The organism is Streptomyces sp. NPDC015130 (assembly GCF_043080005.1).
Classification (GTDB): Bacteria; Actinomycetota; Actinomycetes; order Streptomycetales; family Streptomycetaceae; genus Streptomyces.
Genome location: NZ_JBIBVC010000002.1, coordinates 621791 through 646321, shown reverse-complemented (window position 1 = coordinate 646321; position 24531 = coordinate 621791). Strand labels below are relative to the sequence as shown.

The 24531-nt window shown below is 72.9% G+C and carries 23 protein-coding genes; 10 read left to right on the top strand and 13 right to left on the bottom strand.

The window, feature by feature from the left end; all coding sequences use genetic code 11:
* Positions 1-6: 6 nt before the first annotated feature.
* Positions 7-1068, bottom strand: a complete 1062-nt coding sequence (locus ACF08F_RS06240; RefSeq protein WP_150270593.1) for a rod shape-determining protein — start codon at positions 1066-1068, stop codon at positions 7-9.
* A 354-nt stretch (positions 1069-1422) separates the two neighbouring features.
* On the opposite strand from ACF08F_RS06240, the gene ACF08F_RS06235 reads away from it, so the two are divergent.
* Positions 1423-2346, top strand: a complete 924-nt coding sequence (locus tag ACF08F_RS06235) for a hypothetical protein (RefSeq protein WP_392297296.1) — start codon at positions 1423-1425, stop codon at positions 2344-2346.
* 76 nt (positions 2347-2422) lie between these two features.
* Here the strand turns inward: ACF08F_RS06235 and ACF08F_RS06230 are convergent, their stop codons facing one another.
* On the bottom strand, positions 2423-2857 hold the full coding sequence (locus ACF08F_RS06230) for a MarR family winged helix-turn-helix transcriptional regulator (RefSeq protein WP_392297295.1): 435 nt from the start codon (positions 2855-2857) through the stop codon (positions 2423-2425).
* A gap of 106 nt (positions 2858-2963) precedes the next feature.
* Between ACF08F_RS06230 and ACF08F_RS06225 the strand changes: the two genes are divergently transcribed.
* The 4 genes from ACF08F_RS06225 to ACF08F_RS06210 all read left to right on the top strand — a co-directional run bounded on the left by ACF08F_RS06225 (position 2964) and on the right by ACF08F_RS06210 (position 6300).
* Positions 2964-3983 (top strand): NADP-dependent oxidoreductase, encoded by a 1020-nt coding sequence (locus ACF08F_RS06225; RefSeq protein ID WP_392297294.1) that lies wholly within the window; start codon positions 2964-2966, stop codon positions 3981-3983.
* A 63-nt stretch (positions 3984-4046) separates the two neighbouring features.
* Positions 4047-4469 carry an organic hydroperoxide resistance protein gene (locus tag ACF08F_RS06220; RefSeq protein WP_030693363.1) on the top strand — a complete coding sequence of 141 codons (423 nt, stop codon included), beginning with the start codon at positions 4047-4049 and terminating at the stop codon, positions 4467-4469.
* Positions 4470-4633: 164 nt separating this feature from the next.
* Complete coding sequence (locus ACF08F_RS06215) at positions 4634-5473, top strand: EI24 domain-containing protein (protein ID WP_392297293.1); 840 nt, start codon at positions 4634-4636, stop codon at positions 5471-5473.
* An 11-nt stretch (positions 5474-5484) separates the two neighbouring features.
* On the top strand, positions 5485-6300 hold the full coding sequence (locus tag ACF08F_RS06210) for a pectate lyase (RefSeq protein WP_392297292.1): 816 nt from the start codon (positions 5485-5487) through the stop codon (positions 6298-6300).
* A 49-nt stretch (positions 6301-6349) separates the two neighbouring features.
* On the opposite strand, the gene ACF08F_RS06205 is transcribed toward ACF08F_RS06210, so the two are convergent.
* Entirely contained in the window at positions 6350-7312 is a 963-nt protein-coding gene (locus tag ACF08F_RS06205; protein ID WP_392297291.1) for a LysR family transcriptional regulator, read from the bottom strand.
* A gap of 147 nt (positions 7313-7459) precedes the next feature.
* Here ACF08F_RS06205 and ACF08F_RS06200 point away from each other — a divergent pair, with 147 nt between their 5' ends.
* Entirely contained in the window at positions 7460-9676 is a 2217-nt protein-coding gene (locus ACF08F_RS06200) for a M4 family metallopeptidase (RefSeq protein WP_392297290.1), read from the top strand.
* 111 nt (positions 9677-9787) lie between these two features.
* Here the strand turns inward: ACF08F_RS06200 and ACF08F_RS06195 are convergent, their stop codons facing one another.
* On the bottom strand, positions 9788-10510 hold the full coding sequence (locus ACF08F_RS06195) for a carbon-nitrogen hydrolase family protein (protein WP_392297289.1): 723 nt from the start codon (positions 10508-10510) through the stop codon (positions 9788-9790).
* Positions 10511-10533: 23 nt separating this feature from the next.
* On the bottom strand, positions 10534-11442 hold the full coding sequence (locus ACF08F_RS06190) for a LysR family transcriptional regulator (protein WP_392297288.1): 909 nt from the start codon (positions 11440-11442) through the stop codon (positions 10534-10536).
* A 58-nt stretch (positions 11443-11500) separates the two neighbouring features.
* Between ACF08F_RS06190 and ACF08F_RS06185 the strand changes: the two genes are divergently transcribed.
* Positions 11501-12301, top strand: coding sequence for an NAD(P)-dependent oxidoreductase (locus tag ACF08F_RS06185; protein WP_392297287.1), 801 nt, complete (start codon positions 11501-11503; stop codon positions 12299-12301).
* A 6-nt stretch (positions 12302-12307) separates the two neighbouring features.
* On the opposite strand, the gene ACF08F_RS06180 is transcribed toward ACF08F_RS06185, so the two are convergent.
* Positions 12308-12880 (bottom strand): TetR/AcrR family transcriptional regulator, encoded by a 573-nt coding sequence (locus ACF08F_RS06180; protein WP_392297286.1) that lies wholly within the window; start codon positions 12878-12880, stop codon positions 12308-12310.
* Between the two features lie 155 nt (positions 12881-13035).
* Between ACF08F_RS06180 and ACF08F_RS06175 the strand changes: the two genes are divergently transcribed.
* The gene (locus tag ACF08F_RS06175; RefSeq protein ID WP_392297285.1) at positions 13036-15504 is read left to right on the top strand and encodes a beta-glucosidase; all 2469 of its coding nucleotides are present in this window, start codon (positions 13036-13038) and stop codon (positions 15502-15504) included.
* A gap of 136 nt (positions 15505-15640) precedes the next feature.
* Here the strand turns inward: ACF08F_RS06175 and ACF08F_RS06170 are convergent, their stop codons facing one another.
* Entirely contained in the window at positions 15641-16567 is a 927-nt protein-coding gene (locus tag ACF08F_RS06170) for an SGNH/GDSL hydrolase family protein (RefSeq protein WP_392297284.1), read from the bottom strand.
* Positions 16568-16825: 258 nt separating this feature from the next.
* On the opposite strand from ACF08F_RS06170, the gene ACF08F_RS06165 reads away from it, so the two are divergent.
* On the top strand, positions 16826-17320 hold the full coding sequence (locus ACF08F_RS06165; protein ID WP_055643740.1) for a DUF3145 domain-containing protein: 495 nt from the start codon (positions 16826-16828) through the stop codon (positions 17318-17320).
* A 225-nt stretch (positions 17321-17545) separates the two neighbouring features.
* Here ACF08F_RS06165 and fabF read toward each other — a convergent pair whose 3' ends face one another.
* The 5 genes from fabF to fasR all read right to left on the bottom strand — a co-directional run bounded on the left by fabF (position 17546) and on the right by fasR (position 22473).
* The gene (gene fabF / locus ACF08F_RS06160; protein WP_358468873.1) at positions 17546-18808 is read right to left on the bottom strand and encodes a beta-ketoacyl-ACP synthase II; all 1263 of its coding nucleotides are present in this window, start codon (positions 18806-18808) and stop codon (positions 17546-17548) included.
* Positions 18809-18887: 79 nt separating this feature from the next.
* Positions 18888-19136, bottom strand: a complete 249-nt coding sequence (locus ACF08F_RS06155) for an acyl carrier protein (RefSeq protein WP_150270618.1) — start codon at positions 19134-19136, stop codon at positions 18888-18890.
* A gap of 60 nt (positions 19137-19196) precedes the next feature.
* Positions 19197-20267, bottom strand: a complete 1071-nt coding sequence (locus ACF08F_RS06150; RefSeq protein WP_392297283.1) for a ketoacyl-ACP synthase III — start codon at positions 20265-20267, stop codon at positions 19197-19199.
* A 17-nt stretch (positions 20268-20284) separates the two neighbouring features.
* Positions 20285-21202, bottom strand: coding sequence for an ACP S-malonyltransferase (locus ACF08F_RS06145; protein ID WP_392297282.1), 918 nt, complete (start codon positions 21200-21202; stop codon positions 20285-20287).
* A gap of 89 nt (positions 21203-21291) precedes the next feature.
* The gene (fasR, locus tag ACF08F_RS06140) at positions 21292-22473 is read right to left on the bottom strand and encodes a fatty acid biosynthesis transcriptional regulator FasR (RefSeq protein ID WP_055643746.1); all 1182 of its coding nucleotides are present in this window, start codon (positions 22471-22473) and stop codon (positions 21292-21294) included.
* Between the two features lie 95 nt (positions 22474-22568).
* Here fasR and ACF08F_RS06135 point away from each other — a divergent pair, with 95 nt between their 5' ends.
* Positions 22569-23285, top strand: coding sequence for a pirin family protein (locus ACF08F_RS06135; RefSeq protein ID WP_392297333.1), 717 nt, complete (start codon positions 22569-22571; stop codon positions 23283-23285).
* A gap of 13 nt (positions 23286-23298) precedes the next feature.
* On the opposite strand, the gene ACF08F_RS06130 is transcribed toward ACF08F_RS06135, so the two are convergent.
* On the bottom strand, positions 23299-24480 hold the full coding sequence (locus ACF08F_RS06130; protein ID WP_392297281.1) for an Ig-like domain-containing protein: 1182 nt from the start codon (positions 24478-24480) through the stop codon (positions 23299-23301).
* Between the last annotated feature and the right edge of the window lie 51 nt (positions 24481-24531).

Genomic DNA, 24531 nt, shown 5'->3' with positions numbered 1-24531 from the left:
CGGGGGTCAGTCGGCATCGGCGAGCGGGTCGCGCACCGACAGCGGGTCGAGCACCATCGGCTGGACCTTGCCCTCCAGCATCGCGCCGAGCCCCAGGACCGCGCAGACGTCGGGGCGTTCGGCGATGTGCACCGGCATGCCGGTCGCCTCGCGCAGCATCTGGTCGAGGCCCGGCAGCAGGGCGCTGCCGCCGACCATCATGATCCCGCGGTCCGCGAGGTCGGCCACCAGGTCCGGCGGGCAGTCGCGCAGCACCTTCCCGATGCCGTCGAGGACCGCGGTCAGCGGGGTGTGGATCGCCTCCCGTACGGCGGCGGTGTCGACGGTCACCGAGCGGGCCAGGCCCGTGGCGACGTCCCGGCCGTGGATCTCCGTGGAGGCCGGGCCGTGCGGCGTCAGGCCGTTTCCGCTGAGGGCGAGTTGGAGCGGGCGCACCGACTGGCTCGGCAGCATCAGCTCGTGGTGGTGGCGCAGGTGCTGGATGACGGCGTGGTCGATGGCGTCGCCGCCGATCGGGATCCGCTCCGCCGTGACGATCGCGCCCAGCGAGAGCACCGCGACCTGCGTGGTCGCCGCCCCGCACACCATGATCATGGTGGCGGTCGGCTGCTCGACGGGGAGACCGCAGCCCACGGCCGCGGCGATCAGGGTGTCGACCAGCTCGACCCGGCGCGCCCCGAGACCGACGAGGGTCTCCACGGCGGCGCGCTGCGCGAGCGGGTCGCTGTCGTGGGGCGTGCAGGCCGCCGCGCGCAGCCGCGGCTTGCGACGGAGCTGACGGCGCAGCTTCTCGCCCAGCAGGTGGCGGAGCATCCGCTGCGCCATCTCGATGTCGACGACCGTGCCGCCGGAGACGGGCCGGGCGACCCGGATGTAGTCGGGGGTGCGGCCCGTCATCTTCTCCGCCAGCGCGCCGACGGCGATCAGCGCTCCGGTGCGGGTGTTGACGGCGGCGACGCTGGGCTCGTCGACGACGAGTCCGGCGCCCTTGACGAAGACCCGGGTGCGCGCGGCCCCCAGGTCGACGGCGACATGGCAACGGCGCAGTTGCTCAAGGCTGACGGTCACGGCGGATCCTCCGGAATGCGGTGCTGGCACGGGCGAGGTGTTTCGCGTTGCGCGGTCCTTGGGGGTGTCCTGCCGATCAGGCCGGGGTCGCGACGCCTGGTGTCGCGCCCCGCCGCCCTGGTCCGGCCCGATCGGCAGGACACTCCCTAGTTCGCATCGTGCGACCGCCCCGGGCCCGGCGCGCGCTGGGCTGAGCCGCCCGGGGCCACCGGAGGGGGGACGGGCGGGGCCCGAGACGATCCTGACCGAAGCGGGAGAATCGCGACGCACCGCCGACGACCTGCGGTTTCCTCACAGGATCCTCACCTCCGCGCCTACCTGTCGCCGCACCGCGCCGCATAGCCTGCGGGCCCCATGGACTACTGCCACGCGTGCCGGCGGCATCTCAACGGGGCCCTCGCCTGTGCCGGGTGCGGGACCCCTGTCGAGGAACTGCGGTACGAGACCCCCCACGCTCCCGTTGCGCCCGCCGGGCCCGAGTTCGTCGAGCACGTGCGGTACGAGACCCCCCACGCACCCGCTCCGCCCGTCGAGCCCGAGTTCGTCTACGAACTGGACGTCGTCGAGCCGCCGCGCCCCGCCACGGGCGGCCGTCGCGCCGCCCGGACCGCCGCGCGGGGCCGGTCCGCCCCGCGCGGGAGCAGACGGGCGCGGGCGCGCCGGGGGCGGACGGTGCTGCTGGGGACGGTGGGCCTGGTCCTCGCGGCCGGGACGCTGGGCGTGGTGCAGCTGGCCCTGCAGGAGCCGGAGGCGAGCGGCGCGGCCACGGCCGTGCGGGAGCAGGAGGTCGCGGAGACCTCGGTACCGCCCGTTCCTCCCGAGATCACGGAGAGCGCCGAGAGCACCGAGGGCCCGGAGGGTGACGGCCCGCCGGACGGCTCCCGGCCGCCCGAGGTCACGTCCGCGCCACGCACGAACGAGCCGACCCGCGAACACCAGGTGGGCACGGGCTCCGGCGCGGGCACGGGATCCGGTACGGGTGCAGGTACGGGCACGGGAAGCGGTACGGGCTCCGGTTCCGGTACGGGGGAGGGGGACGGTGGCCCCCCGGCCGAGACGCCGACGCCCACCGGTCCGGCGTCCCCGACCGCCACGCCCGACGTCCCGCAGCCCGGCACGCCGACCGCCCCGGGCACGGCGACGGCCACGCCCACGGCCACCGGGCCCACCCCGAGCGGCTCACCGTCCGGAACGGCGACGGCGACGGCCACACCGAGCGCCACCCCGACCCCGACCCCCAGTCCGACCTGCACCCGCTTCCTCTGGTGGTGCGTCTGAGGGGGGCGTGTCCGATGGGGCGCGTGTCCGAGGCCGCTGCGCCCGCGGCGGCCCCTCAGCCCCGGGGCGGGACCCCCTAGACCGGGCCCTCGCCGAGCATCCGCCTCAGCAGGTCCCGGAGGAGGGTCCGCTCGACCTCGGTCAGTTCGCCGAGGGGCTCGCGGGCGAAGTCCAGGGACTCGCGCAGCCGCCGGGCGGTGTCCTGGCCCTCGTCCGTGGGGACGGCGAGCTTGACCCGCCGGTCGTCGGGGTCGGGCCGGCGCTCGACCAGGCCGCGGGCCTCCAGGCGGTCCACGATCCCCGTGATGTTGGACGGCTCGCACTTCAGCTTCTGGGCGATCCTGCGCATCGGCAGCGGATCGAGCGAGAGCAGCCCGAGGACCCGGGCCTGCGCGCCGGTCAGCGAGTGCTGAGCGGCCGCCTGCTCGTACTCCTCGTAGTAGCGCGCCACGACCGTGCCGATCAGCTCGACGACTTCGAGGGTCAGGGGGTCCGTGCGTGAGGTGGCCATGGGCATCATCCTACCCAGATACTTGACAACATGAAATATCCAGGCGCATGGTTGTTTCAGTCAGTGAAACATTTGCGTTCCGAAGCTTTGCCTGGAGGCCGTGCTCATGTCCGTACTTCCCGCGTCCAGCCGTGAGTGGCACCTCGTCGCCCGTCCGCACGGCTGGCCGACCGCCGCGGACTTCGCCCTGCGCGAGGTGCCGGTGGCCGAGCCCGCCGAGGGCCGCATCCTCGTGCGCAACCTGCACTTCTCCGTCGACCCGTACATGCGCGGCCGGATGAACGACGTGAAGTCGTACATCCCCCCGTTCAAGCTGGACCACCCCATGGACGGCGGCGCGGTCGGCGAGGTCGTCGCGTCCAACGCGGAGGGCTTCGCCGTCGGCGACCACGTCCTGCACGGCCTCGGCTGGCGCGAGTACGCCGACGTCCCGGCGCAGCACGCGACCAAGGTCGACCCGGCGCTCGCCCCCCTCTCCGCCTACCTCGGTGTGCTCGGCATGACCGGCCTCACGGCCTACGCGGGCCTCTTCGAGGTCGCCTCCTTCAAGGAGGGCGACACGGTCTTCGTCTCCGGCGCCGCCGGGGCCGTCGGCAGCCAGGTCGGCCAGATGGCGCGGCTCAAGGGCGCCTCCCGGGTCATCGGCTCCGCCGGATCCGACGAGAAGGTCAAGTTCCTCGTTGAGGAGCTCGGCTTCGACGCGGCCTTCAACTACAAGAACGGCCCGGTCAAGGACCAGCTCCGCGAGGCCGCCCCGGACGGCATCGACGTCTACTTCGACAACGTCGGCGGGGACCACCTCGAAGCCGCGATCTCCTCGCTCAACGTGCACGGCCGCGCCACCATCTGCGGCATGATCGCCCAGTACAACGACACGGAGCCGGTCCCCGGGCCGCGCAACATGGCGATGATCATCGGCAAGCGGCTCCGTCTCCAGGGCGTCCTGGTCGGCGACCACTACGGCCTGCAGGACCGGTTCGTCCAGGAGGTCGGCGGCTGGCTCGGCTCCGGCGAGCTGAAGCACCGCGAGACCTTCGCCGAGGGCATCGAGAACGGCGTGGACGCCTTCCTCGGTCTGCTGCGCGGGGACAACACCGGAAAGATGATCGTCTCGGTGAACCGCTAGTCTTCCCTCAGCCGTCGCGATCGTGGGCGCGAGTCGCGGCGAACCGATGAAGGAATGACCAGCATGTCCATTCAGCACTCCGACGTTCTCTACACCGCCGTCGCCACCGCCGAGAACGGCCGTGACGGCCGGGTCGCCACCGACGACGGTCAGCTCGACGTCGTCGTGAACCCGCCGAAGGCGATGGGCGGCTCCGGCGCGGGCACCAACCCCGAGCAGCTCTTCGCGGCCGGCTACAGCGCCTGCTTCCAGGGCGCGCTGGGCGTCGTCGCCCGCAACGAGAACGCCGACGTGTCCGGCTCGACGGTCACCGCCGAGGTGGGCATCGGGAAGAACGACGACGGCTTCGGCATCATCGTCAAGATCTCGGCGACCATCCCGAACGTGGACGCCGAGACCGCCAAGAGCCTGATCGAGAAGGCCCACCAGGTCTGCCCGTACTCCAAGGCGACCCGCGGCAACATCACGGTCGAGCTCGCTGTCTGAGCTCCGAACGGGCACACTGAGTGAGGGCCGCACCCCGACCGACCGGGGTGCGGCCCTCACCGCGTCCGCGGCGGCACCACGGGACCGCCGCGCGGCCCGTCAGGCCACGTCAGGCCGCCTCCGGCCGGTCCGGCCCGTCCGACCGGCCCCAGTAGGCTGAGTCCATGCGTGATCTCGGGGTGGGTTTCAAGTATCTGGTCCAGGGCCAGAAGTGGGTCGGCCGGCACGGACGGTGGTTCGGATTCGGACTGCTGCCCGGTCTCGTGACCTTCGTCCTCTACCTGGGGGCGCTCGTCGGCCTCGGCTACGGAGCCGACGACCTCGCGGCCTGGGCGACGCCGTTCGCCGACGACTGGAGCTCGCCCTGGCTCGGGCTCCTCCGGGGCACGCTCACGGGCCTCGTCCTCGCCTTCGGACTCTTCCTCGCGGTCATCACCTTCACCGCCGTCACCCTCCTCGTCGGCCAGCCCTTCTACGAGTCCCTCTCGGAGGAGGTCGACCGCAGCCAGGGCGGCGACGTGCCCGAGTCCGGGCTCCCGCTCTGGCGCGAGCTGTGGATCTCGGCCCGCGACAGCCTGCGGGTCCTGCTCCGGGTCGTGTTCTACGGCATCCTGCTCTTCGCCTGCGGCTTCATCCCGGTGATCGGTCAGACCGTCGTCCCCGTCCTCGGCTTCTGCGTCTCCGGCTTCTTCCTCGCCGAGGAGCTCACCGCCGTCGCGCTCCAGCGCCGGGGCGTCGAACTCAAGGAACGCCTCACCCTGCTGCGCGGCCGCCGCCTGGCCGCCCTCGGCTTCGGCGTCCCGCTGACCCTCGCCTTCCTGGTGCCGTTCGTCGCCGTCTTCCTCATGCCCGGCGCCGTCGCCGGAGCCACCCTGATGGCCCGCGACCTGCGCGGCGAGACGTCCGGCGACGACCGGGACGACGACTCCCCGGAAAACGGTCACGTGCGCGGCAACCTTCCGTCCTTCGGTGGCGACAAGGGGGTGCACCACCTCCCCCACTGAGGAAAGAGCACATGACGTCACACAAGCGGAAGACCGGCCGCCGCCGCGCACTCGTCGGCGGCCTGAGCGCCCTCGGCATCACCGGCGCGGCGATCGTCACCACCAGCCTCCTCGCCCCCGCGGGCGCGGCGACGCTGCCCGCCTGGCCCCAGGCCAAGGGCAGCACGCCGGTCGCCACGACCATCGAGGTCGCGGGCACCTACGACGGCAAGCTCAAGCGCTTCGCCGGAACCGGGGAGCTCGGCTCCGACGGGCAGAGCGAGAGCCAGCAGCCCCTCTTCGTCCTCCAGGACGGCGCGACCCTCAAGAACGTGGTCATCGGCACCCCCGCCGCCGACGGCGTTCACTGCCTCGGCAGCTGCACCCTCCAGAACGTGTGGTGGGAGAACGTCGGCGAGGACGCCGCCACCTTCAAGGGCACCTCGAAGACCGCCGTGTACGCGGTGCACGGCGGCGGCGCGAAGGGCGCCTCCGACAAGGTCTTCCAGTTCAACGGCGCCGGCAAGCTGGTCGTGAACAGGTTCCAGGTCGCCGACTTCGGCAAGCTGGTCCGCTCCTGCGGCAACTGCAAGAAGCAGTACCCGCGCACGATCCTGATCAACGACGTCGACATCACCGCACCCGGCAAGTCGATCGTCGGCGTCAACGCCAACTACCGCGACACCGCGAGCCTGCGCAACGTCCGGATCCACGGCGACACCAAGAAGAAGATCAAGCCGTGCACCCGCTTCACCGGCAACGACACCGGCAAGGAGCCCAAGGAGATCGGCACGGGCCCGGACGGCACCGCCTGCCGCTACGCGGCCGGGGACCTCTCGTACGACTAGGGCGTGTTGCGCCCCAGGACCCACCGCGACTGCACCCGGTCCGCGCGCCTCAGGCGTCCAGGACCGGGTGCAGTTCCGGTCGCGCGTCCCACCAGTCCCGGTAGAAGGCGTTGTTGTCCACGTTCGCCAGATAGGCCCGGCCCGCCGCGCGGTACAGCAGCTCCGCGTGCGGGGCCGGGACCGCGGCCCGGTTCCAGGCCAGCCGGATCCGCCCCAGGACCGGGTCGCCCTCCAGCGGCCGCAGCACCGTGCCCGCCGCGGCCGGCGCCGTGGGCTGGCTCATCGAGATGGCCCGGCCGGCCGCGATCAGGTCGTAGTGCATCTTCCGGTCGGCCACCCGGTGCCGCAGCGAGGGCGTGAACCCGGCCTTCGCACAGGCCGCGACCAGCGCCTCGGGGCCGCCGTCGTCGTCCTCCACCAGCGTCATCCAGTCCTCGTCGGCCAGCTCGGCCAGCGCGATCCGCTCCTTCCCGGCCAGCGGGTGCCCGGCCGAGAGTCGCACGCAGAACGGCTCCCTGGCCACCAGGGTGCGGGCCGTCGTGCCCTCCGGCAGCGGCACCTCGTGGTCGTTGACCTCCCCGTACAGCACGGCGTCGTACCGGCCCGCGCCGAGCTGCCGGGTCAGCGTCGTCGCCGAGTGCTCCACCGTCACCGCGATCTCCTGCCCCGCGATGACCCGCTCCAACTCCCCGAGCAGCCTGTCGACGAGGACGAGCAGGATGCAGCCGAGGCGCAGCGGCGTGTGCGGGGAGACGGCCCGCGCCCCGGCGGCCAGCGCGTCCATCTCGCCGAGCACGAGCCGCGCCTTCGACAGCACGAACTCGCCCAGCGGAGTGGGCTCCACGCCGTGCCGTCCGCGTAGGAACAGCTCCCCGCCCGCGACCCGCTCGATCCGCTTCAGCTGTGCCGAGAGGGCCGGCTGCGAGACCCCGAGCCGGCCGGCCGCACGTCCCAGACTGCCCGCTTCCGCTATCCGGCAGACGGCCTCAAGATGCCTCAACTCCAGCTGCATTTCAGCAGCGTACGCAGCACGGGACGGCCGCACCATAACCCGCGTCTTATGCCGGATGAGATGTCCCGAACTGGCCATGTCCACGCCCATACTCGGCGCGACGATCCGTCTCCCCCACGCTGATCCCCACCCCGATCGGAGCAGACGTTGCACCCCACCAGACTCACGGCCTCCAGAGTCACGGCGACCGTCGCCGCCCTGGCGCTGTCGGCGAGCCTCGCGACCGCCCTCGCCGGACCGGCCACCGCCGCGCCGGACGTCGCGGCCCCGCAGTCCCAGCCCGTACCGCCCGGGCACGGGAAGTCCCTCGCGCTCGCCGCCGCCGACCGGGCCGCGGACAGCGGTCTCGACGAGCTGCGGCACGGAGCCGACGAGGAACTCGTCCGCACCTCCGTCACTCCCTGGTCGAACGGCCTGTACTACGCCTCGTACGAGCGCACCTACCGCGGCCTCCCGGTCGTCGGCGGTGACGCGGTCGTCGTCTCCGACAGCGCCGGCAAGGTCCGCGAGGTGACCGGAGCCAAGTCCCCGTCCATCAAGGTCTCCACCAAGGCCACGGTGACCGCCGACGCGGCCCTCGCCACCGCGCGGAAGCAGCTCGCCTCCGTGGAGAGCGCGAGCACCCCCGAGCTGACCGTGCTCCTCAAGGGCGGCAAGGCCGTCCTGACCTGGCACACCCGGGTCGTCGGCCAGACCGCGCAGAACGCCCCGAGCGCCCTCGACACCTATGTCGACGCGCGCACCGGCTCCGTCGCCCAGGCCGTCGACAAGGTCCTGCACGCCGACGGCCGCGGCTACCACAACGGCAACGTCACCATCGACACCGCCGCGAGCTCCATGACCGACACCAGCCGCGGCGGCTTCAAGTGCGGCGGCCAGAACGGCAGCGCCTACACCGGCTCCTCGCCGTGGGGCAACAACGGCGCCAACGACCTCGTCACCGCCTGCGTCGACATCATGTACGCGGCCCAGCGCGAGTCCGACATGCTCAAGCAGTGGCTCGGCTACAACGGCATCAACGGCCAGGGCGGCATGGTCCCGGCCCGCGCCGGACTGAGCCAGGTCAACGCGTACTACGACGGTACGAAGACCACGTACGGCCGCAACCAGAACGGCACCAACCAGCTCACCGGCATCGACGTCGTGGCGCACGAGTACGGCCACGAGATCTTCGACCGGACCCCGGGCAGCGCCGGCTCGTCCAACGAGAACGGCGGCATGAACGAGTCGACCGGCGACATCTTCGGCGCGCTCACCGAGCACTTCGCCAACAACCCGAACGACACCCCCGACTACACCGTCGGCGAGGAACTGAACTTCACCGGCAACAACCAGCCGATCCGCAACATGTACAACCCCTCGCTCATCAACAACGACCCCAACTGCTACACCCAGTTGACCTCGGGCACCGAGGTGCACGCGGCGGCCGGCCCGCAGAACCACTGGTTCTACCTCCTCGCCGAGGGCTCCAACCCGGGCAACGGCAAGCCCAACAGCCCCATATGTTCCGGCGGTCCCTCCTCGGTGACCGGCATCGGCATCCAGAAGGCCGGCAAGATCTTCATGGGCGCCCTGCTCATGAAGACCTCCTCCTGGAACCACCTGGCCGCCCGCAAGGCCACGCTGACCAGCGCCAAGAACACCTACGGCAGCACCGAGTGCAACGCGGTGAAGGCGGCGTGGAACGCGATCGGCGTCCCGGCCCAGTCCGGTGAGACCGACTGCGGCGGCACCACCAACCCGGACTTCTCGCTCGCCCTGAACCCCGCCACGGGCTCGGTCCAGCCGGGTGCCTCCGTCACCTCGACGGTCAGCACCAGCACCACCGGCGGCAGCGCGCAGACCGTCCAGCTCTCCGCGAGCGGCGCCCCGAGCGGCGTCACGGTCTCCTTCAGCCCCTCCTCGGTGACCTCCGGCTCCTCCTCCACGATGACCGTGCAGGTCGCGGCCGGCACGGCCAACGGCGCCTACCCGATCACCGTCACCGGTACGGGCTCCGCCACCCACACCGTCACCTACCAGCTGTCGGTCGGCACCACGACCCCGCCCACCGGCTGCGGGAACTCCGAGTACAGCTACCAGGGCAGCCTGACGTCCGGTCAGACCGGGGTCCAGCCCGACGGCTCGTACTACTACTCGGCGACCCCGGGCACCCACGTGGGCTGCCTGCGCGGCCCGGCCGGCACCGACTTCGACCTCTACCTGCAGAAGTGGAACGGGTCGGCCTGGGCGGACGTGGCGGTCGGCGGCACGGCGAGTGCCGACGAGAACACCAGCTACTACGGCACCGCGGGCTACTACCGGTACGTGGTCCACGCGTACAGCGGCTCCGGTGCGTACACGCTGGGCCTGAGCACCCCGTAAGGGGGGCGGGGCACCGTCACGGGCCGGGGGTCCCGTGACGGTGCCCCTCCGGGCCGGGCGGCCGAATGTCCCACGGCCGCCCGGCTCCTCTCCATGAGCCGGTCCCGCCGGTCAGCCGACCTCGGCGAGCACGAACCCCTGCTCGTCCGGGCCCGCGTCCGCGATCCGTCGGCCGTCCGGGCCCCAGGCCCCGGCCAGACCGGTGCCCACCCCGTCCTCGTTGGCCCCGAGGACGTTGCCGAGGACCACGTACAGGCCGAAGTCCCGCGCCCGTACCGGGTACACCGTCTCGAACGAGTCGTTGTCGGCGGAGAGCACCGAACTCGCCAGATACACCGCGCAGCCCTCGGCCGCGGCCCGCTCGGCGAGCCCGGGGAAGCGGTTGTCGTAGCAGGTGGCCGTCGCGAACCGGACCCCGTCGAGCGAGAACCGTCCGTCGGCCTTGCCCGGGGCGAAGACCTCCTGCTCGATCCCGTACAGGTGCTGCTTGTCGTAGCGGGCGAGGAGCCCGCCGTCGGGACCGATCACCAGCGTGGTGACCCCGGTCCGCCCGTCGGCCGTCCGCACCGGCCCGTTGACCACGGCCGCCGCCGAGACCTCCCGGCAGGCCTCCCGCACCGGTTCGAGGCGCGGGTCGTCCTCGGCGAGGACGAGCGCGGGGGTGTCCCGGATCAGCGAGGGCTCGTACCCGCTGAGGCAGAGCTCGGCGAAGACGACCACGCGGGCCCCCTCGGCCCCGGCGGACCGGACGAGCCCGGCGATCGTACGGACGTTGGCGTCGATGTCCCCGGCGACCGGGGCGAACTGGGTGGCTGCGATGATCACGGCGGCCATCATCCCGCGCCCTTCTGTAAGGGTCAAGGGCGGTCAGGGGGTATTAGCTCCTCGGCCGTCTCGCGCAGCACGCCGAGGAAGGCGGTCGCCGCCACCGTCGGCGCGCTCGGCGCGGCCGCGCAGATCCGGCGGTACGGCACGTCGCCCGGGTGGATCGTCACGAGCGCGACGTCCGGGCGCACCGAGGCCGCCGCGAGCGCGGGCACGAGCGTGACCCCGAGGTCCGCCGCGACCGCCCCCAGCTTGGCGATCCAGTCGTGCACGAGCAGCCCGACGCGCGGCCGGAACCCGGCGGCGACGGCCGGACGGAAGAGCGTGTCCTCCAGGCGCTCGTGGCCCGTGATCCACTCCTCGTCGGCGAGTTCGGCGAGCCGCACCGCCCGCCGCCCCGCGTGCCGGTGCCCCTGCGCCAGGGCCACCAGCATCGGCTCGTCGAGCAGGTGGTGCAGCGTCACACCCGGCGGCGGGGGAGCGGTGGGCGTCGGGCCGACCACGGCGAGGTCCTCCTCCCCGGCCGCGACGAGCCCGAGGTGCTTGACCGACGGCCCCTCGACCCGCGTGACCACCACCCCCGGATGCCGCTCGCGGAACGCGGCCTGCGCGCGCGGCACGAGGGAGGCGGTGGCGCTGGAGAAGGCCCCGAGCCGCAGCAGCCCGCCGTCGAGCGTGCGCAGCGAGGCCAGTTCCGCCCGGGCGGCGGCCAGTCGGTCCCGTACCGCCTCGGCGTGCGGAAGCAGCACCCGGCCCGCCTCCGTCAGCCGCACCCCGCGCGGCAGCCGCTCGAACAGCTCGGCCCCCATCTCGTCCTCCAGCGACTGGACCTGGCGGGAGACCGCGGACTGCGTGTAGCCGAGGGCGTGGGCGGCGGCGGTGAGGGAGCCGGCGTGGGCGACGGCGAGGAACGCCTCGTACAGGCCATGCGAGACAGGCATGGCAGCCATGCTAGACATTCGCTTGTCGCATGAAGAAGGCGGTCCTAGCGTCGGGGGCATGGACAACACCGCCCCGCAGAAGATCGCCTTCCTCGGCCTCGGATCCATGGGCCTGCCGATGGCCCGCCGCCTCCTCGACGCCGGACACCCCCTGACCGTCTGGAACCGCACGCCCGCCAAGGCCGACCCCCTCGTCGCCGACGGAGCCGTCCGGGCCGCCGACCCCGCCGAGGCCGTCCGGGACGCCGACGTCGTCGTCACGATGCTCGCGGACCCGGCCGCCGCGCTCGCCGTCGCGGACCGGCTGATCCCGGCGCTGCGCCCCGGCACCCACTGGATCGACACCTCGACGGTCGGTCCGGACACGGTCGCCGCCCTGGCCGCCCGGCTCCCCGGCGGGGTCACCCTGATCGACGCGCCCGTCATGGGCAGCGTCGACCGGGCCGCCACCGGCGAGCTCCTGATCCTCGCGGGCGGCGACACCGCGCCCGTCGCCGCCGTCCTCGACCTGCTCGGCGCCACCACCCCGTGCGGCGGCCCCGGCACCGGCGCCGCCCTCAAGCTCGTGCTCATCAACGCGGCCATCGGCGGCGTCGCCCTCGTCGCCGAGACCCTCGCGCTCGCCGGTGCCCTGGGGCTGCCCCGCGAGCTCGCCCTCCGCACCCTCGGCGCGGGCCCCCTCGCGGGAGCCGTCGGGCGCGCCACCGCCACCGGGTCGTACTTCCCGGTCGCCCTCGCCGCGAAGGACGTCGCCCTCGCGACGGCGCTGGCGAAGCTGCCCGTCCTGGAGGCGGTCCACACCGCGCTGACCGCGGACCCGGCCCTGCTCGGCGAGGACCTGGCGGCCGTGGCCCGCTGACTCCCCTCAGCCGTCGCCGCCGCCCCGCAGCAGGCGCAGGAAGTCACGGAAGGCGGCCGGCATGTCCACGGCCGCCGGGTCGAGGAGCCACTGGTACTGGAGCCCGTCCAGCACGGCCGTCAGGATCGGCGCGGCCTGCTCGGGGGTGAGCCCGCCCGGCAGCCGGTCGCCGAACTCCAGGCGCAGCACGTCCGCCATGCTCGCCCGCACCTGCCCGTACCGCTCGGTGAAGAACTCCCGCGCCGGGTGCCCGTCCGTGACGCTCTCGCCGAGGAGGGCGGAGAAGGTCTGCACGATCCCGGGCCGCATCGCGTTGTACTCGACGAGGGACTCCATCAGGTCCAGCCGCCAGTTCTCGCGGTCCCGGCCGCCGCTCGTGTCCCAGCGGTCGCGCTCCTCCAGGACCGCGATGAGCAGCGCCTCCTTCGTCGGGAAGTAGTGCAGCAGCCCCTGCTGCGTCAGCCCGACGCGCTCGGCGACGGAACCGAGGGTCGCGCCCCGGTAGCCGCGCTCGGCGATCACTTCGAGGGCGGCCCGCAGGATCTCCGCCCGCCGCTCCTCGCTCCTGGCCCGCACCATCGCCGCGGCCTCCTCTCGCAGGGTCGTCCCAGGACGGTACCCCTTCGCCGCGGCCTTGAGATAACGGAAGCATCACGTAACCTACCGATCTACAGGTAGGTGGGTGCACGATGGGCGCATCGGGGTCATCGGTACGTCAACGAGGAGGTACGGCCATGGCGGAGAACAGCGCGGAGACCGCGCGGAACGCGGCCGTCGAGACGGCGCTCGGCAAGCTCGACCTGGACACCAAGACGCGGCTGCTCGGCGGCCAGGACATGTGGTCCCTGCCCGCCCTGCCGGAGATCGGCCTGAAGTCCCTGGTCATGTCCGACGGACCCATCGGTGTCCGCGGCGTCCGCTGGACCGCCGACGACCCGTCCGTCGCCCTGCCGTCCCCGACCGCGCTCGCCGCCGCCTGGGACCCCGCACTCGCCCGCCGCGCCGGCCGGCTCCTCGCGCAGGAGGCCCGCCGCAAGGGCGTCCACGTCCTCCTCGCGCCCACCGTCAACCTGCACCGCTCACCCCTCGGCGGCCGCCACTTCGAGGCGTACAGCGAGGACCCCCACCTCACCGGCGCGATCGGCACCGGCTACGTCCAGGGCGTCCAGGACGGCGGCGTCGGCACCACCGTCAAGCACTTCGTCGCCAACGACGCCGAGACCGACCGCTTCACCGTCGACAACAAGGTCGCCCCGCGCCCGCTCCGCGAGGTCTACCTCGCCCCCTTCGAGGCCATCGTCAAGAACGCCCACCCCTGGGGCATCATGACCGCCTACAACCAGGTCAACGGCGTCACGATGACCGAGCACCGTCACCTCGTCGAGGAGGTCCTGCGCGGCGAATGGGGCTTCGACGGCTGCAACGTCTCCGACTGGATGGCCGCCCGTTCCACCACCGGCGACATCGAGGGCGGCCTGGACGTCGCCATGCCCGGCCCGCACACCGTCTACGGCGAGGCCCTCGCCGCCGCCGTCCGCGCCGGCGAGGTCGAGGAGTCCGCCGTCGACGCGGCCGTACGCAACGTCCTGCGGCTCGCCGCCCGCGTCGGCGCCCTCGAAGGCGCCCCGGCGGTCGTCACCGAGCACCCCGCCGCCGTCGACGGCGACGCCCTCGCCCGCGAGATCGCCCGCCGCTCCTTCGTCCTCGTCCGCAACGAGAACCGGGCCCTGCCCCTCAGGAGCGGCACGGTCGCCCTCTCCGGCGCCGCCGCCCGCGACGCCCGCGTCCTCGGCGGCGGCTCCGCCCAGGTCTTCCCCGACCACGTCGTCTCCCCGCTCGCCGGCCTGACCGCCGCCCTCCCCGAGGGCGCGCTCACCTTCACCGTCGGCGCCGACCCCAGCGACGAACTCACCCCCGCCGGCGCCAACTCGCCGGGGTTCACCCTCCGCGCCCGCTGCCGCGACGCCGAGGGACGGATCCTCGGCGAGGGCTCCCTGCCCAACGGCCAGGTCCAGTGGATCGGCGACGACCTGCCCGCCGGCGTCACCCACGAGGCCCTCGCCTCCATCGAGGTCCTCGGCACCTTCACCCCGCGCGAGTCCGGCGAGCACGCCTTCGGCACCCGCGGCCTCGGCGCCTTCGCCCTCACCGTCGGCGGCGTCCCCGTCTTCGAGGGCGTCCAGGCCATGGGCCCCGAGACCGACCCCTTCGAGGCCTTCTTCGGCTCCCCGGTCGAGCGCGCCAAGGTCGCCCTCACCGCCGGCGAGCCCGTCGAGGTCTCCCTGCTCCACACCCTGGACAAGGAGTTCGCGGCGCCGCTGCCGGCCGTCATGTTCTCCTTCGTCCACCTCGGTCCCCGCCGCGACCCCGACGAACTGATCACCGAAGCCGTCGAGGCCGCCCGCGCCGCCGACACCGCCGTCGTGGTCGTCGCCACCACCGAGCGCGTCGAGTCCGAGGGCTTCGACCGCAAGGACCTCGCCCTCCCCGGCCGCCAGGACGACCTCGTACGGGCCGTCGCCGCCGCCAACCCGAACACCGTCGTCGTCGTCAACGCCGGCTCCCCGGTCGAGATGCCGTGGCGCGAGGACGTGGCCGCCGTCCTGCTCAGCTGGTTCCCCGGCCAGGAGGGTGGCGACGCCCTCGCCGACGTCCTCACCGGCGCCGAGGAGCCCGGCGGCCGCCTCCCCACCACCTGGCCCGCCGCCCTCGCCGACGTCCCCGTCACCGAGGTCACCCCCACCGAGGGCGTACTCGACTACACCGAGGGCGTCTTCATCGGCTACCGCGCCTGGGACCGGGCCGGCGCCGTCCCCGCGTACGCCTTCGGCCACGGCCTCGGCTACACGGCCTGGACGTACGACTCCCTCACCGCCACCCCCGAGACGGTCACCGTCCGGCTCACCAACACCGGCGACCGCCCCGGCCGCGAGGTCGTCCAGATCTACCTGGCACCCGTCTCCACGGAGCCGACCGGCGTGCGGAGCACGACCGCGGAGCGCCCGGCGCGCTGGCTGGCCGCCTTCGCGAACGTCGGGGCCGCGCCCGGCGAGACCGTCGAGACCGGGATCGCGCTGCCCCGCCGCGCCTTCGAGATCTGGGACGAGGAGAAGAACGACTGGGTCTTCGTCCCCGGCGCGTACGAGGTCGTGGCGGCCCACTCCCTCACGGACGCCCGCCTGACCGCCACCCTGGAGCTCTGACCTCCGGATCTCCCTGCCGGATCCCCACGCCGGATCCCCACGGCCGATCCCCACGCCGGATCCTCACGGCGGATCCCCGCGGCGGATCCCGCGAACCGGGCCCCGGGACGGAACCTGACAACCGTCCCGGGGCTCCTCACTCCTCCGTGATCCGCCGGTACGCGAGCTCCGCGAGCCGCGCCTGCCCGTCCCGGCTCGGATGGAACCAGTCCCACGGGCTCAACTGCCCGCCGTCGAACCGGAAGCCGAAGACGGCCCCGCCGTCGTACCGGCAGCGCTCGTCCTCGGCGCAGACCTCCTCCAGGACCTTGTTGTACGCCACGACCCGCTCCCGGACCGTCGTCCGGCGCCGCTCCGCGGCCGGACCCAGGTCCTCCGCGTCCGCGAGCATCGAGCCGCAGATCCCCAGCTTCCACACCTTCAGCCCCGCCGGGCTGAGCCGCCCCGTCGCCCACAGGTGCTTCAGGTCCGGCACGCTCGACACGTACACCTGCGCCTTCGGCGCACCCGCCCGCAGCCGGGCCAGCGCCGTCTCGAAGGAGAAGCGGAAGTCGGCGACCGGGGTCATGAGTTCCGGCGTCGGTCGGCAGGCGTCGTTCGCGCCCATCATCACCGTCACGAGCTCCGGCCTCTCGGCCGCCGCCCCCGCCATCGGCTCGGGCAGCTCCGCCATCCGCGCCCCCGTCCGCGCCAGGTTCCAGCTGCGCGTGGCCACCTTCCCCGGGCCCAACAGCCGCAGCGCCAGGCTGTTGACGGACGCGTCCGTCCCGGTCGCCCAGGACACCTCGGGGCAGTCCGCGAGGACCGCGCAGGCGTCGAAGGCGCGGGTGACGGAATCGCCGACGGCGGCGACGGAGCCGGGGGAGACGTCCCACGACGAGGCGGGCGTCGGGCTCGGCGTCGGACTCGGCGGCACGCTCCGCGCGGGCCCCGCCGGGGCGCGGCTGTCGGCCGGAGCCGCCGCGCCCGGGCTCCCGGACGTGCAGCCGGAGGCCGCCGCCGCGCACAGCAGCGCCGCCGTCGCGGAGACGGCGGCGGTACGGATCCTGCGTCGGCCGCGCATCCCCCGGCCCTCCTTCGGCGTCCTGGCGGGTGAAAGGTTGGTGTTCCCCGGCCCTCGGACCGACCGTACGTCACACCGACGACGGCGCGGCACGGTAGCTTTTCCCCCGTCGAACCAGAGGCGCCATCGCCGACGGGCTCCGGTAAATTACATCACGTCACATGCTGTCCCCTTTTTGATGGTTTGCGATGTTTTTCTCCGGATGCTGTTAACTGAGGCCGCTGGGAAGGCGAACCTCGTCCCACACTGGAGGTCCCGGTGACGACACGTGGAGTCCTGTACGTACACTCCGCACCGCGCGCGCTGTGCCCGCACGTCGAATGGGCGGTCGCGGGTGTCCTCGGTGCGAGGGTCCAGCTCGACTGGATCCGCCAGCCGGCGTCCCCCGGCACCTGGAGAGCCGAGTTCTCCTGGAAGGGGCAGACCGGCACCGCCTCCAAGCTCGCCTCCGCGCTGCGCGGCTGGCAGATGCTCCGCTTCGAGGTGACCGCCGAGCCCTGCCCCACCGCCGAGGGCGAGCGCTACAGCGCCACCCCCGACCTGGGCATCTTCCACGCCGTCACCGGAATGCACGGCGACATCCTCATCCCCGAGGACCGCCTGCGGGCCGCGCTGGCGCGCTCCCTCCAGGGCGAGACGCAGCTGGAGGCCGAGGTCGCCAGACTCCTCGGAAAGCCCTGGGACGACGAGCTGGAGCCCTTCCGGTACGCGGGCGAGGGCGCGCCGGTCCGCTGGCTTCACCAAGTCGTCTGACGCACTTCACCGAGGCGTCGCGGATGCGCGCCGGGGCGGGCAGAGGGCGCCGGGAGCCGGCGCCCTCGCCTCGGCGCGCCGTACGGCCGCGCAAGCGGGCCGGGCGGCGGCGAGGACCGCCAGGACGCGGCTTCAGGGGCGCTGTGCCGGAATCCGTCCCGGCCGGTGTACGACGAAGGCCCACGCCCGGGCAGGGCGTGGGCCTTCTCGATGTCCCGCGTGGGGTCAGACCGTGCGGAACGCCAGGACCACGTTGTGGCCGCCGAAGCCGAAGCTGTTGTTGATCGCGGCGATCGTGCCCTGGGGGAGCTCGCGGGGCTCGCCGCGGACGATGTCCGCGTCGACCTCGGGGTCCAGCTCGTCGACGTTGATCGTCGGCGGGGCCAGACGGTTGTGGAGCGCCAGGACCGTCGCGACGGTCTCGATGCCGCCGGCGCCGCCCAAGAGGTGACCGGTCATCGACTTCGTCGCGGAGATCGCGACGTGGTCGAGGTCGTCGCCCAGGACCTTCCGCAGCGCCTTGATCTCGGCGACGTCGCCCTGCGGCGTCGACGTGGCGTGCGCGTTGAGGTGGACGACCTCGGACGGCTTGAGGTCCGTCGAGTCGAGCAGGTTCTGCATCGCGGCGGCGATGCCCCGGCCGGTCGGCTCGGGCTGCGCGATGTGGTGGCTGTCGGCCGACAGGCCCTGGCCGAGGACCTCGCAGTAGATGCGCGCGCCGCGCGCCTTCGCGTGCTCCTCGGACTCCAGGATCACGACGCCCGCGCCCTCGCCGAGGACGAAGCCGTCCCGGCCGGTGTCGTACGGACGCGAGGCCTTCGTCGGCTCCTCGTTGTTCTTGGACATCGCCATCATGTTGGCGAAGGCGGCGATCGGCAGCGGGTGGATCGCGGCCTCGGTACCGCCGGCGATGACCACGTCGGCACGGCCGGTGCGGATCATCTCGACGGCGTAGCCGATCGCCTCGGCACCCGACGCGCACGCGGAGACCGGGGTGTGGACGCCCGCGCGAGCGTTCACCTCCAGACCGACGTTGGCGGAGGGGCTGTTCGGCATGAGCATGGGCACGGTGTGCGGGGAGACGCGGCGGACGCCCTTCTCCTTCAGCACGTCGTACTGGTCGAGCAGCGTGGTGACACCGCCGATGCCGGAGGCGATGACGGAGCCGAGCCGCTCGGGCACGATCTTCTCGTCCTCGCCGGCGGGGGCGGTGTAGCCCGCGTCGGCCCAGGCCTCGCGGGCCGCGATCACGGCGAACTGCGCCGAGCGGTCCAGCTTGCGGGCGAGCGGGCGGGGCAGGACGTCGCCGGGGTCGACGGCGGCGGCCGCGGCGATCTGGACGGGCAGCTCCGCGAAGCGCTCGCCCTCCAGGGGCTTGACGCCGGAGCGTCCCGCAAGCAGACCTTCCCAGGTCGTTGCGGAGTCGCCACCCAGCGGTGTGGTTGCGCCGATACCGGTGACGACCACGGTGCGATTGGTCGAGCTCACAGGAATTCGTTCTCCATGTGTGTGATGGTCGGAATACGGCGCCACCGCCGGGTGGCGGACCGAGTCAGCAGGGGCCGAATCAGGCCTGGTGCTTCAGGATGTAGCCGGCGGCGTCGCCGACCGTCTTGAGGTTCTTGACGTCCTCGTCCGGGATCTTGACGTCGAAGCGCTCTTCGGCGGCGACGACGACCTCGACCATGGACAGGGAGTCGACGTCCAGGTCGTCGGTGAAGGACTTGTCCAGCTGGACGTCTTCGACCGGGATGCCGGCGATCTCGTTGACGATCTCGGCGAGACCCTCGACGATCTGCTCCTGGGTGTGAGCCATAGTGGCGCTCCTTCTTGCGGTTACTTCGGTAAAAGGGGGGCTTCCGGAAGATCCGGGTGCCTAGGGGAGGGTAACGACCGTCGCGGCGTAGACGAGACCCGCCCCGAAGCCGATGACGAGCGCGGTGTCGCCGCTCTTCGCCTTCCCGGTCGCCAGGAGCCGCTCCATCGCGAGCGGGATCGAGGCGGCCGAGGTGTTGCCGGTGGTCTCCACGTCACGGGCGACCGTGACGTGCTCCGGCAGCTTCAGGGTCTTCACCATCGAGTCGATGATCCGCATGTTCGCCTGGTGCGGGATGAAGACGTCCAGGTCGTCCGCCGTGATGCCGGCGGCGTCCATCGCCTGCTGGGCGACCTTCGCCATCTCGAAGACGGCCCAGCGGAAGACCGCCTGACCCTCCTGCGTGATGGCGGGGAACTTGACCTCGCCGGCCTCGTTGAGCGGCAGCTTCGAGACGTCGCCGCTGGGGGTCCCCCCCGCTCGAGCGGAGTCGAGAGCTTGGGGGAGGAACTCGTTCCACGGCACGGTCTGCTTGATCGTCTCGGACTTGTCGCCCTCGGAACCCCAGACGGTCGGGCCGATGTGCGGCACGTCCGAGGGGCCGACGACCACGGCACCGGCGCCGTCGCCGAACAGGAAGGCCGTCGCGCGGTCCTCCAGATCCGTCAGGTCGCTGAGCCGCTCGACGCCGATGACGAGGACGTACTCGGCGGAACCCTCGACGACCATGCCCTTGGCGAGCGTCAGGCCGTAGCCGAAGCCCGCGCAGCCGGCGGAGATGTCGAACGCGGCCGGCTTCCCGGCGCCGATCTTGTCGGCGATCTCGGTGGCCACGGCCGGGGTCTGCTTGAAGTGCGAGACCGTGGAGACGACCACGGCACCGATCTGCTCCGGGGTGATCCCGGCGTCGGCGATGGCCTTGCCGGAGGCCTCCACCGACATGGCGGTGACGGTCTCCTCCGGGGAGGCCCAGTGGCGGGTGGCGATACCGGAGCGCGAGCGGATCCACTCGTCGGACGAGTCGATCGTCTCGAGGATCACCTCGTTCGGCACGACCCGGGTCGGGCGGTAGCCGCCGACACCCAGGATCCGCGCGAACGGGGCGCCCTTGCTGGGCTTGATCTTCGACATCTTCTCGACACTCCTTCTCAGACGGCCGCGTGCTGGGCGATGAGCGTACGGGCCGCGTCGAGGTCGTCGGGGGTCTTGAGGGCGACCGTGGCCACACCCGGCAGGGCGCGCTTCGCGATGCCGGTGAGGGTGCCGCCGGGGCACACCTCGATCAGGGCGGTCGCGCCGAGCTCCTGGAAGGTCTCCATGCACAGGTCCCAGCGGACCGGGTTCGCGACCTGGCCGACCAGGCGCGAGAGGACCTCGGCGCCGGTGGCGACGGTCCGCCCGTCCTTGTTGGACACGTACGTCACGGCCGGGTCCACCGGGGACAACTCGGCGGCCGCCTCCTCCAGCTTCGCGACCGCGGGCGCCATGTGGTGCGTGTGGAACGCGCCGGCGACCTTGAGCGCGACGACCCGGCGGACGCCCTCCGGCTTGTCCGCGTCGAGGGCGGCCAGCTGCTCCAGCGTGCCGGCGGCCACGATCTGGCCCGCGCCGTTCACGTTGGCCGCGGTCAGCCCGAGCTTCTCCAGGTGCGGGACGGTCACCTCGGGGTCGCCGCCGAGCAGCGCCGACATGCCGGTCGCGGTGACCGCGGCGGCCTCGGCCATCGCGAGACCACGGGCCCGTACGAGCTTCAGCGCGGCGGTGTCGTCGAGGACCCCCGCGAACGCGGCGGCGGTGAATTCGCCGACGCTGTGGCCGGCGACGACGCCGGGCGCGACGTCACCGAGGGCCGAGGCCGAGAGCAGGCCGGCGGCGACGAGCAGCGGCTGCGCCACGGCGGTGTCACGGATCTCGTCCGCGTCGGCCTTCGTGCCGTAGTGGACGAGGTCGAGACCGATGGCCTCGGACCAGGCCGCGATGCGGTCGGCGGCACCGGGAAGTTCGAGCCAGGGAGTCAGGAAGCCGGGCGTCTGAGCGCCTTGGCCGGGAGCGACGAGTACGAGCACCCTCACACTCTCTCTTGCGGACGGCTCCCGGCGCCCGTGAGGACAAGGACGAAGAACCGTCGGGGGAATTGTTGGTCTTCGACAAAAGTCTAGGACTGGGCATCCCCGTCGGCCAAGCGCCCGAGAATGAGCGCGATCCGCAGCGTGAACGCGGAGCGGACATCGGAGGGTGACCAGCCGGTGACGTCGGTCACACGTCGAAGCCGGTAGCGCACGGTGTTCGGGTGCACGAACAGCATCCGCGCCGCGCCTTCCAGGCTGCTCGCCTGCTCCAGGTACACGCTCAGCGTTTCGAGGAGCGCCGAGCCCGCCTCCTCCAGCGGTCTGTAGATCTCCTCCACCAGCTGCTCGCGCGCCGAAGGGTCGGAGGCGATGGCGCGCTCCGGGAGGAGATCGTCCGCGAGAACGGGCCGGGGCGCGTCCTGCCAGGCGGAGCAGGCCTTGAGGCCGGCCGCCGCGGCCTGCGCGGAGCGGGTCGCGGCCAGCAGGTCGGGGACGACGGGACCAGCCACGACCGGACCGGACGCGTACGGGCCGATCAGCGACTTCGCCACGGCGAGGGGGTTGTCGTTGCCGCCGGCGATGACGACGAGCCGGTCGCCGAGGACACCGGTGAGGACCTGGAGCTTGGCGTGCCGGGCGGCCCGCCGGATCGCCTCCACGGTCAGCTCGCTGTCCCCGTCGGGGGCCGTGCCGAGGATCACGCAGACATGGTCCGGCGAGTTCCAGCCGAGGGCGGCGGCCCGCGAGACGGCGCCCTCGTCGGCCTCGCCGGAGAGCACCGCGTTCACCACGAGCGACTCCAGGCGCGCGTCCCAGGCGCCCCGGGCCTCGGCGGCCTGCGCGTACACCTGGGCCGTGGCGAAGGCGATCTCCCGGGCGTAGACGAGCAGCGCCTCGCGGAGCACGGACTCGTCGCCGGGGGCGGCGACCTCGTCGATCGCCGACTCCATGACCTCGATCGTGGTGCGGACCATCTCCACGGTCTGGCGCAGGGTGATCGCCCGGGTCAGCTCACGGGGCGCCGTGCCGAAGACGTCCGTCGAGATCGCCTGCGGCGTCTCGGGGTGCCGGAACCACTCGGTGAACGCGGCGATACCGGCCTGGGCGACCAGGCCGATCCAGGAACGGTTCTCGGGCGGCATCGCCCGGTACCACGGCAGCGTCTCGTCCATGCGGGCGATCGCGCCGGCGGCGAGCCTCCCGGAGGACTGTTCGAGGCGCTTCAGGGTCGCGGAGTGCGGATGAGCGGCGTTCGTGGGTTCTGGCACGGGGACAAGACTGCCTTATCAGGGCGCCGACGTGCGGGGGCGGGGCGGATTCGCCCACGGGGACCGGGGCCCGCGCCGGATACCGTGAGCCCGTGATGCGCATCCAGCGGGCAGACGAGCGGTACCCCGGGGGCGAGCCGGCGGCCGGGATCGAGACCCGGCACGCCCTCTCCTTCGGGCCGTACTACGACCCCGACAACCTCCGCTTCGGCGCGGTCCTCGCCTGCAACGAGGAGCGGCTCGCTCCCGGCGCGGGCTTCGACGAGCACCCGCACAGCCACACCGAGATCGTCACCTGGGTCGTCGAGGGCGAGCTCACCCACCACGACACCGCCGGTCACACCACCGTCGTCCGCCCCGGCGACCTCCAGCGGCTCGGCTCCGCCGGCGGCGTCCGGCACGTCGAGCGCAACGACGCCGACGTGCCCCTGGTCTTCGTGCAGATGTGGCTCGCGCCGCTGGTGCCGGGCGGGGAGCCCGCGTACGAGCTGGTGCGCGGCGGCGAGGGCTCCTGGTCGTACGAGCTGCCGACGGCCGACGCGCGCCTGCACGTCCTGCGTCCGGCGGCCGGCGAGCACGCCGCCGTACCGGCCGCCGACTTCGCGTACGTCCACGTCGTACGCGGCACGGTCCGCCTCGCCGACACGGCGGACGGCGAGGCGCTCGGACCCGGTGACGCGGCGGACGGCGAGGCGCTCGGACCCGGTGACGCGGCCCGGCTCACCGGTGCCGAAGGGGGCACGCTCGTCGCCACGACCGATGCGGAGGTCCTGGTCTGGGAGATGCGGGACCCGCGCAGGAGCCTCGGCTGACCCGGCCGGACCTTCAGCCGAGCGCGCTCTTCGCCTTCCACTGCGCCCAGCTCAGGTTCCACGCCCCGTAGCCGTTGCCCTCCGCGACCGTGCCCTTGGTGTCGCGGCCGGTGATCTCGAAGGGGTCGCCCACGTTCACCGAGGCGTAGAACGACGCGGCGTTCGCGTCGCTCATGCCGATGCAGCCGGAGCTCCGGTTGGCCTTGCCGAAGTACGCCGCGTTCCACGGGGCCGCGTGCGCGTACATGCCCGACCAGGTCAGCCGCATCGAGTGGTCGACCATCTTGTCGTAGGCGTCGCCGAGGCCCACCGTCTCCGAGTTCATGTTGATGGTGCCCTCCTTCGCCATCAGGACGGCCGTGCCCCGCCAGGACCGCTTGTCGCCGCCCGGCGTGCCGCCGGAGACCGGGATCGTGCGCACCGCGCGCCCGTCCCGCTCCAGCGTCAGCTTCTGCCGGTCCAGGTCGACCTTGACGACCTGTGCGGCGCCGACGGTGAAGCCGGTGCGGTAGTCCCGGACGAACCAGCCGCCGCCCGAGTCGGTGCCGTCGAGGTCCGCCTGCAGGGTGACCTTCGTGCCGGGCTTCCAGTACTCCTTGGGCCGCCAGTCCGCCCGGTCGCGGCCCGACCAGTCCTTCACCCAGCCCCAGGACCCCTCGGTGGCGTTCGAGGTGGTGACCTTCAGCTGCCGCTCCACGTCCGCCTTCTTCGTGACCGGCAGGTCGAAGACGATCGACAGGGGGTGCCCGATGCCCACCGTCGTGTTCTTGCCGGGCGCCAGGGTCAGCTTGTTGACCGCCTTCGGCTCCGGCGTCTCGAAGGACGACCGGGTGGTCGACTCCTTGCCGTCGGCGGTACGGGAGGTCACCTCCACCGTGTACGAGGTGCCCGGCACCGCCTTGCGGTCCGACGTCCAGCTCGTGCCCCCCGCGCCCGTACGACCGGAGAGGACCCCGCCCTCCGCGTCCGCGACCTTCACGACCGCGAGCGTGCCGCCCGAGGCCGTCACCGAGACCGGCCGGCCGGCCGCCGGGTCCACGACCGTCACCTTCGCCGGTGCGGCCGCCGCGCCGGGTTCACCCGCCTTCGCGGGGCCGGCGCCGGGGCCGCTCGCCGCCTGGGCGGAGCAGGCGGTGAGCGAGACGCCCAGCGCGACGGCCACGAGAACGGAACGGGGCGTGCGTATCGGCAGCACGGAAGACCTCCGCGGTGAGGGAAGAAGGTGGGATGTTCCGGACTGTAGGCC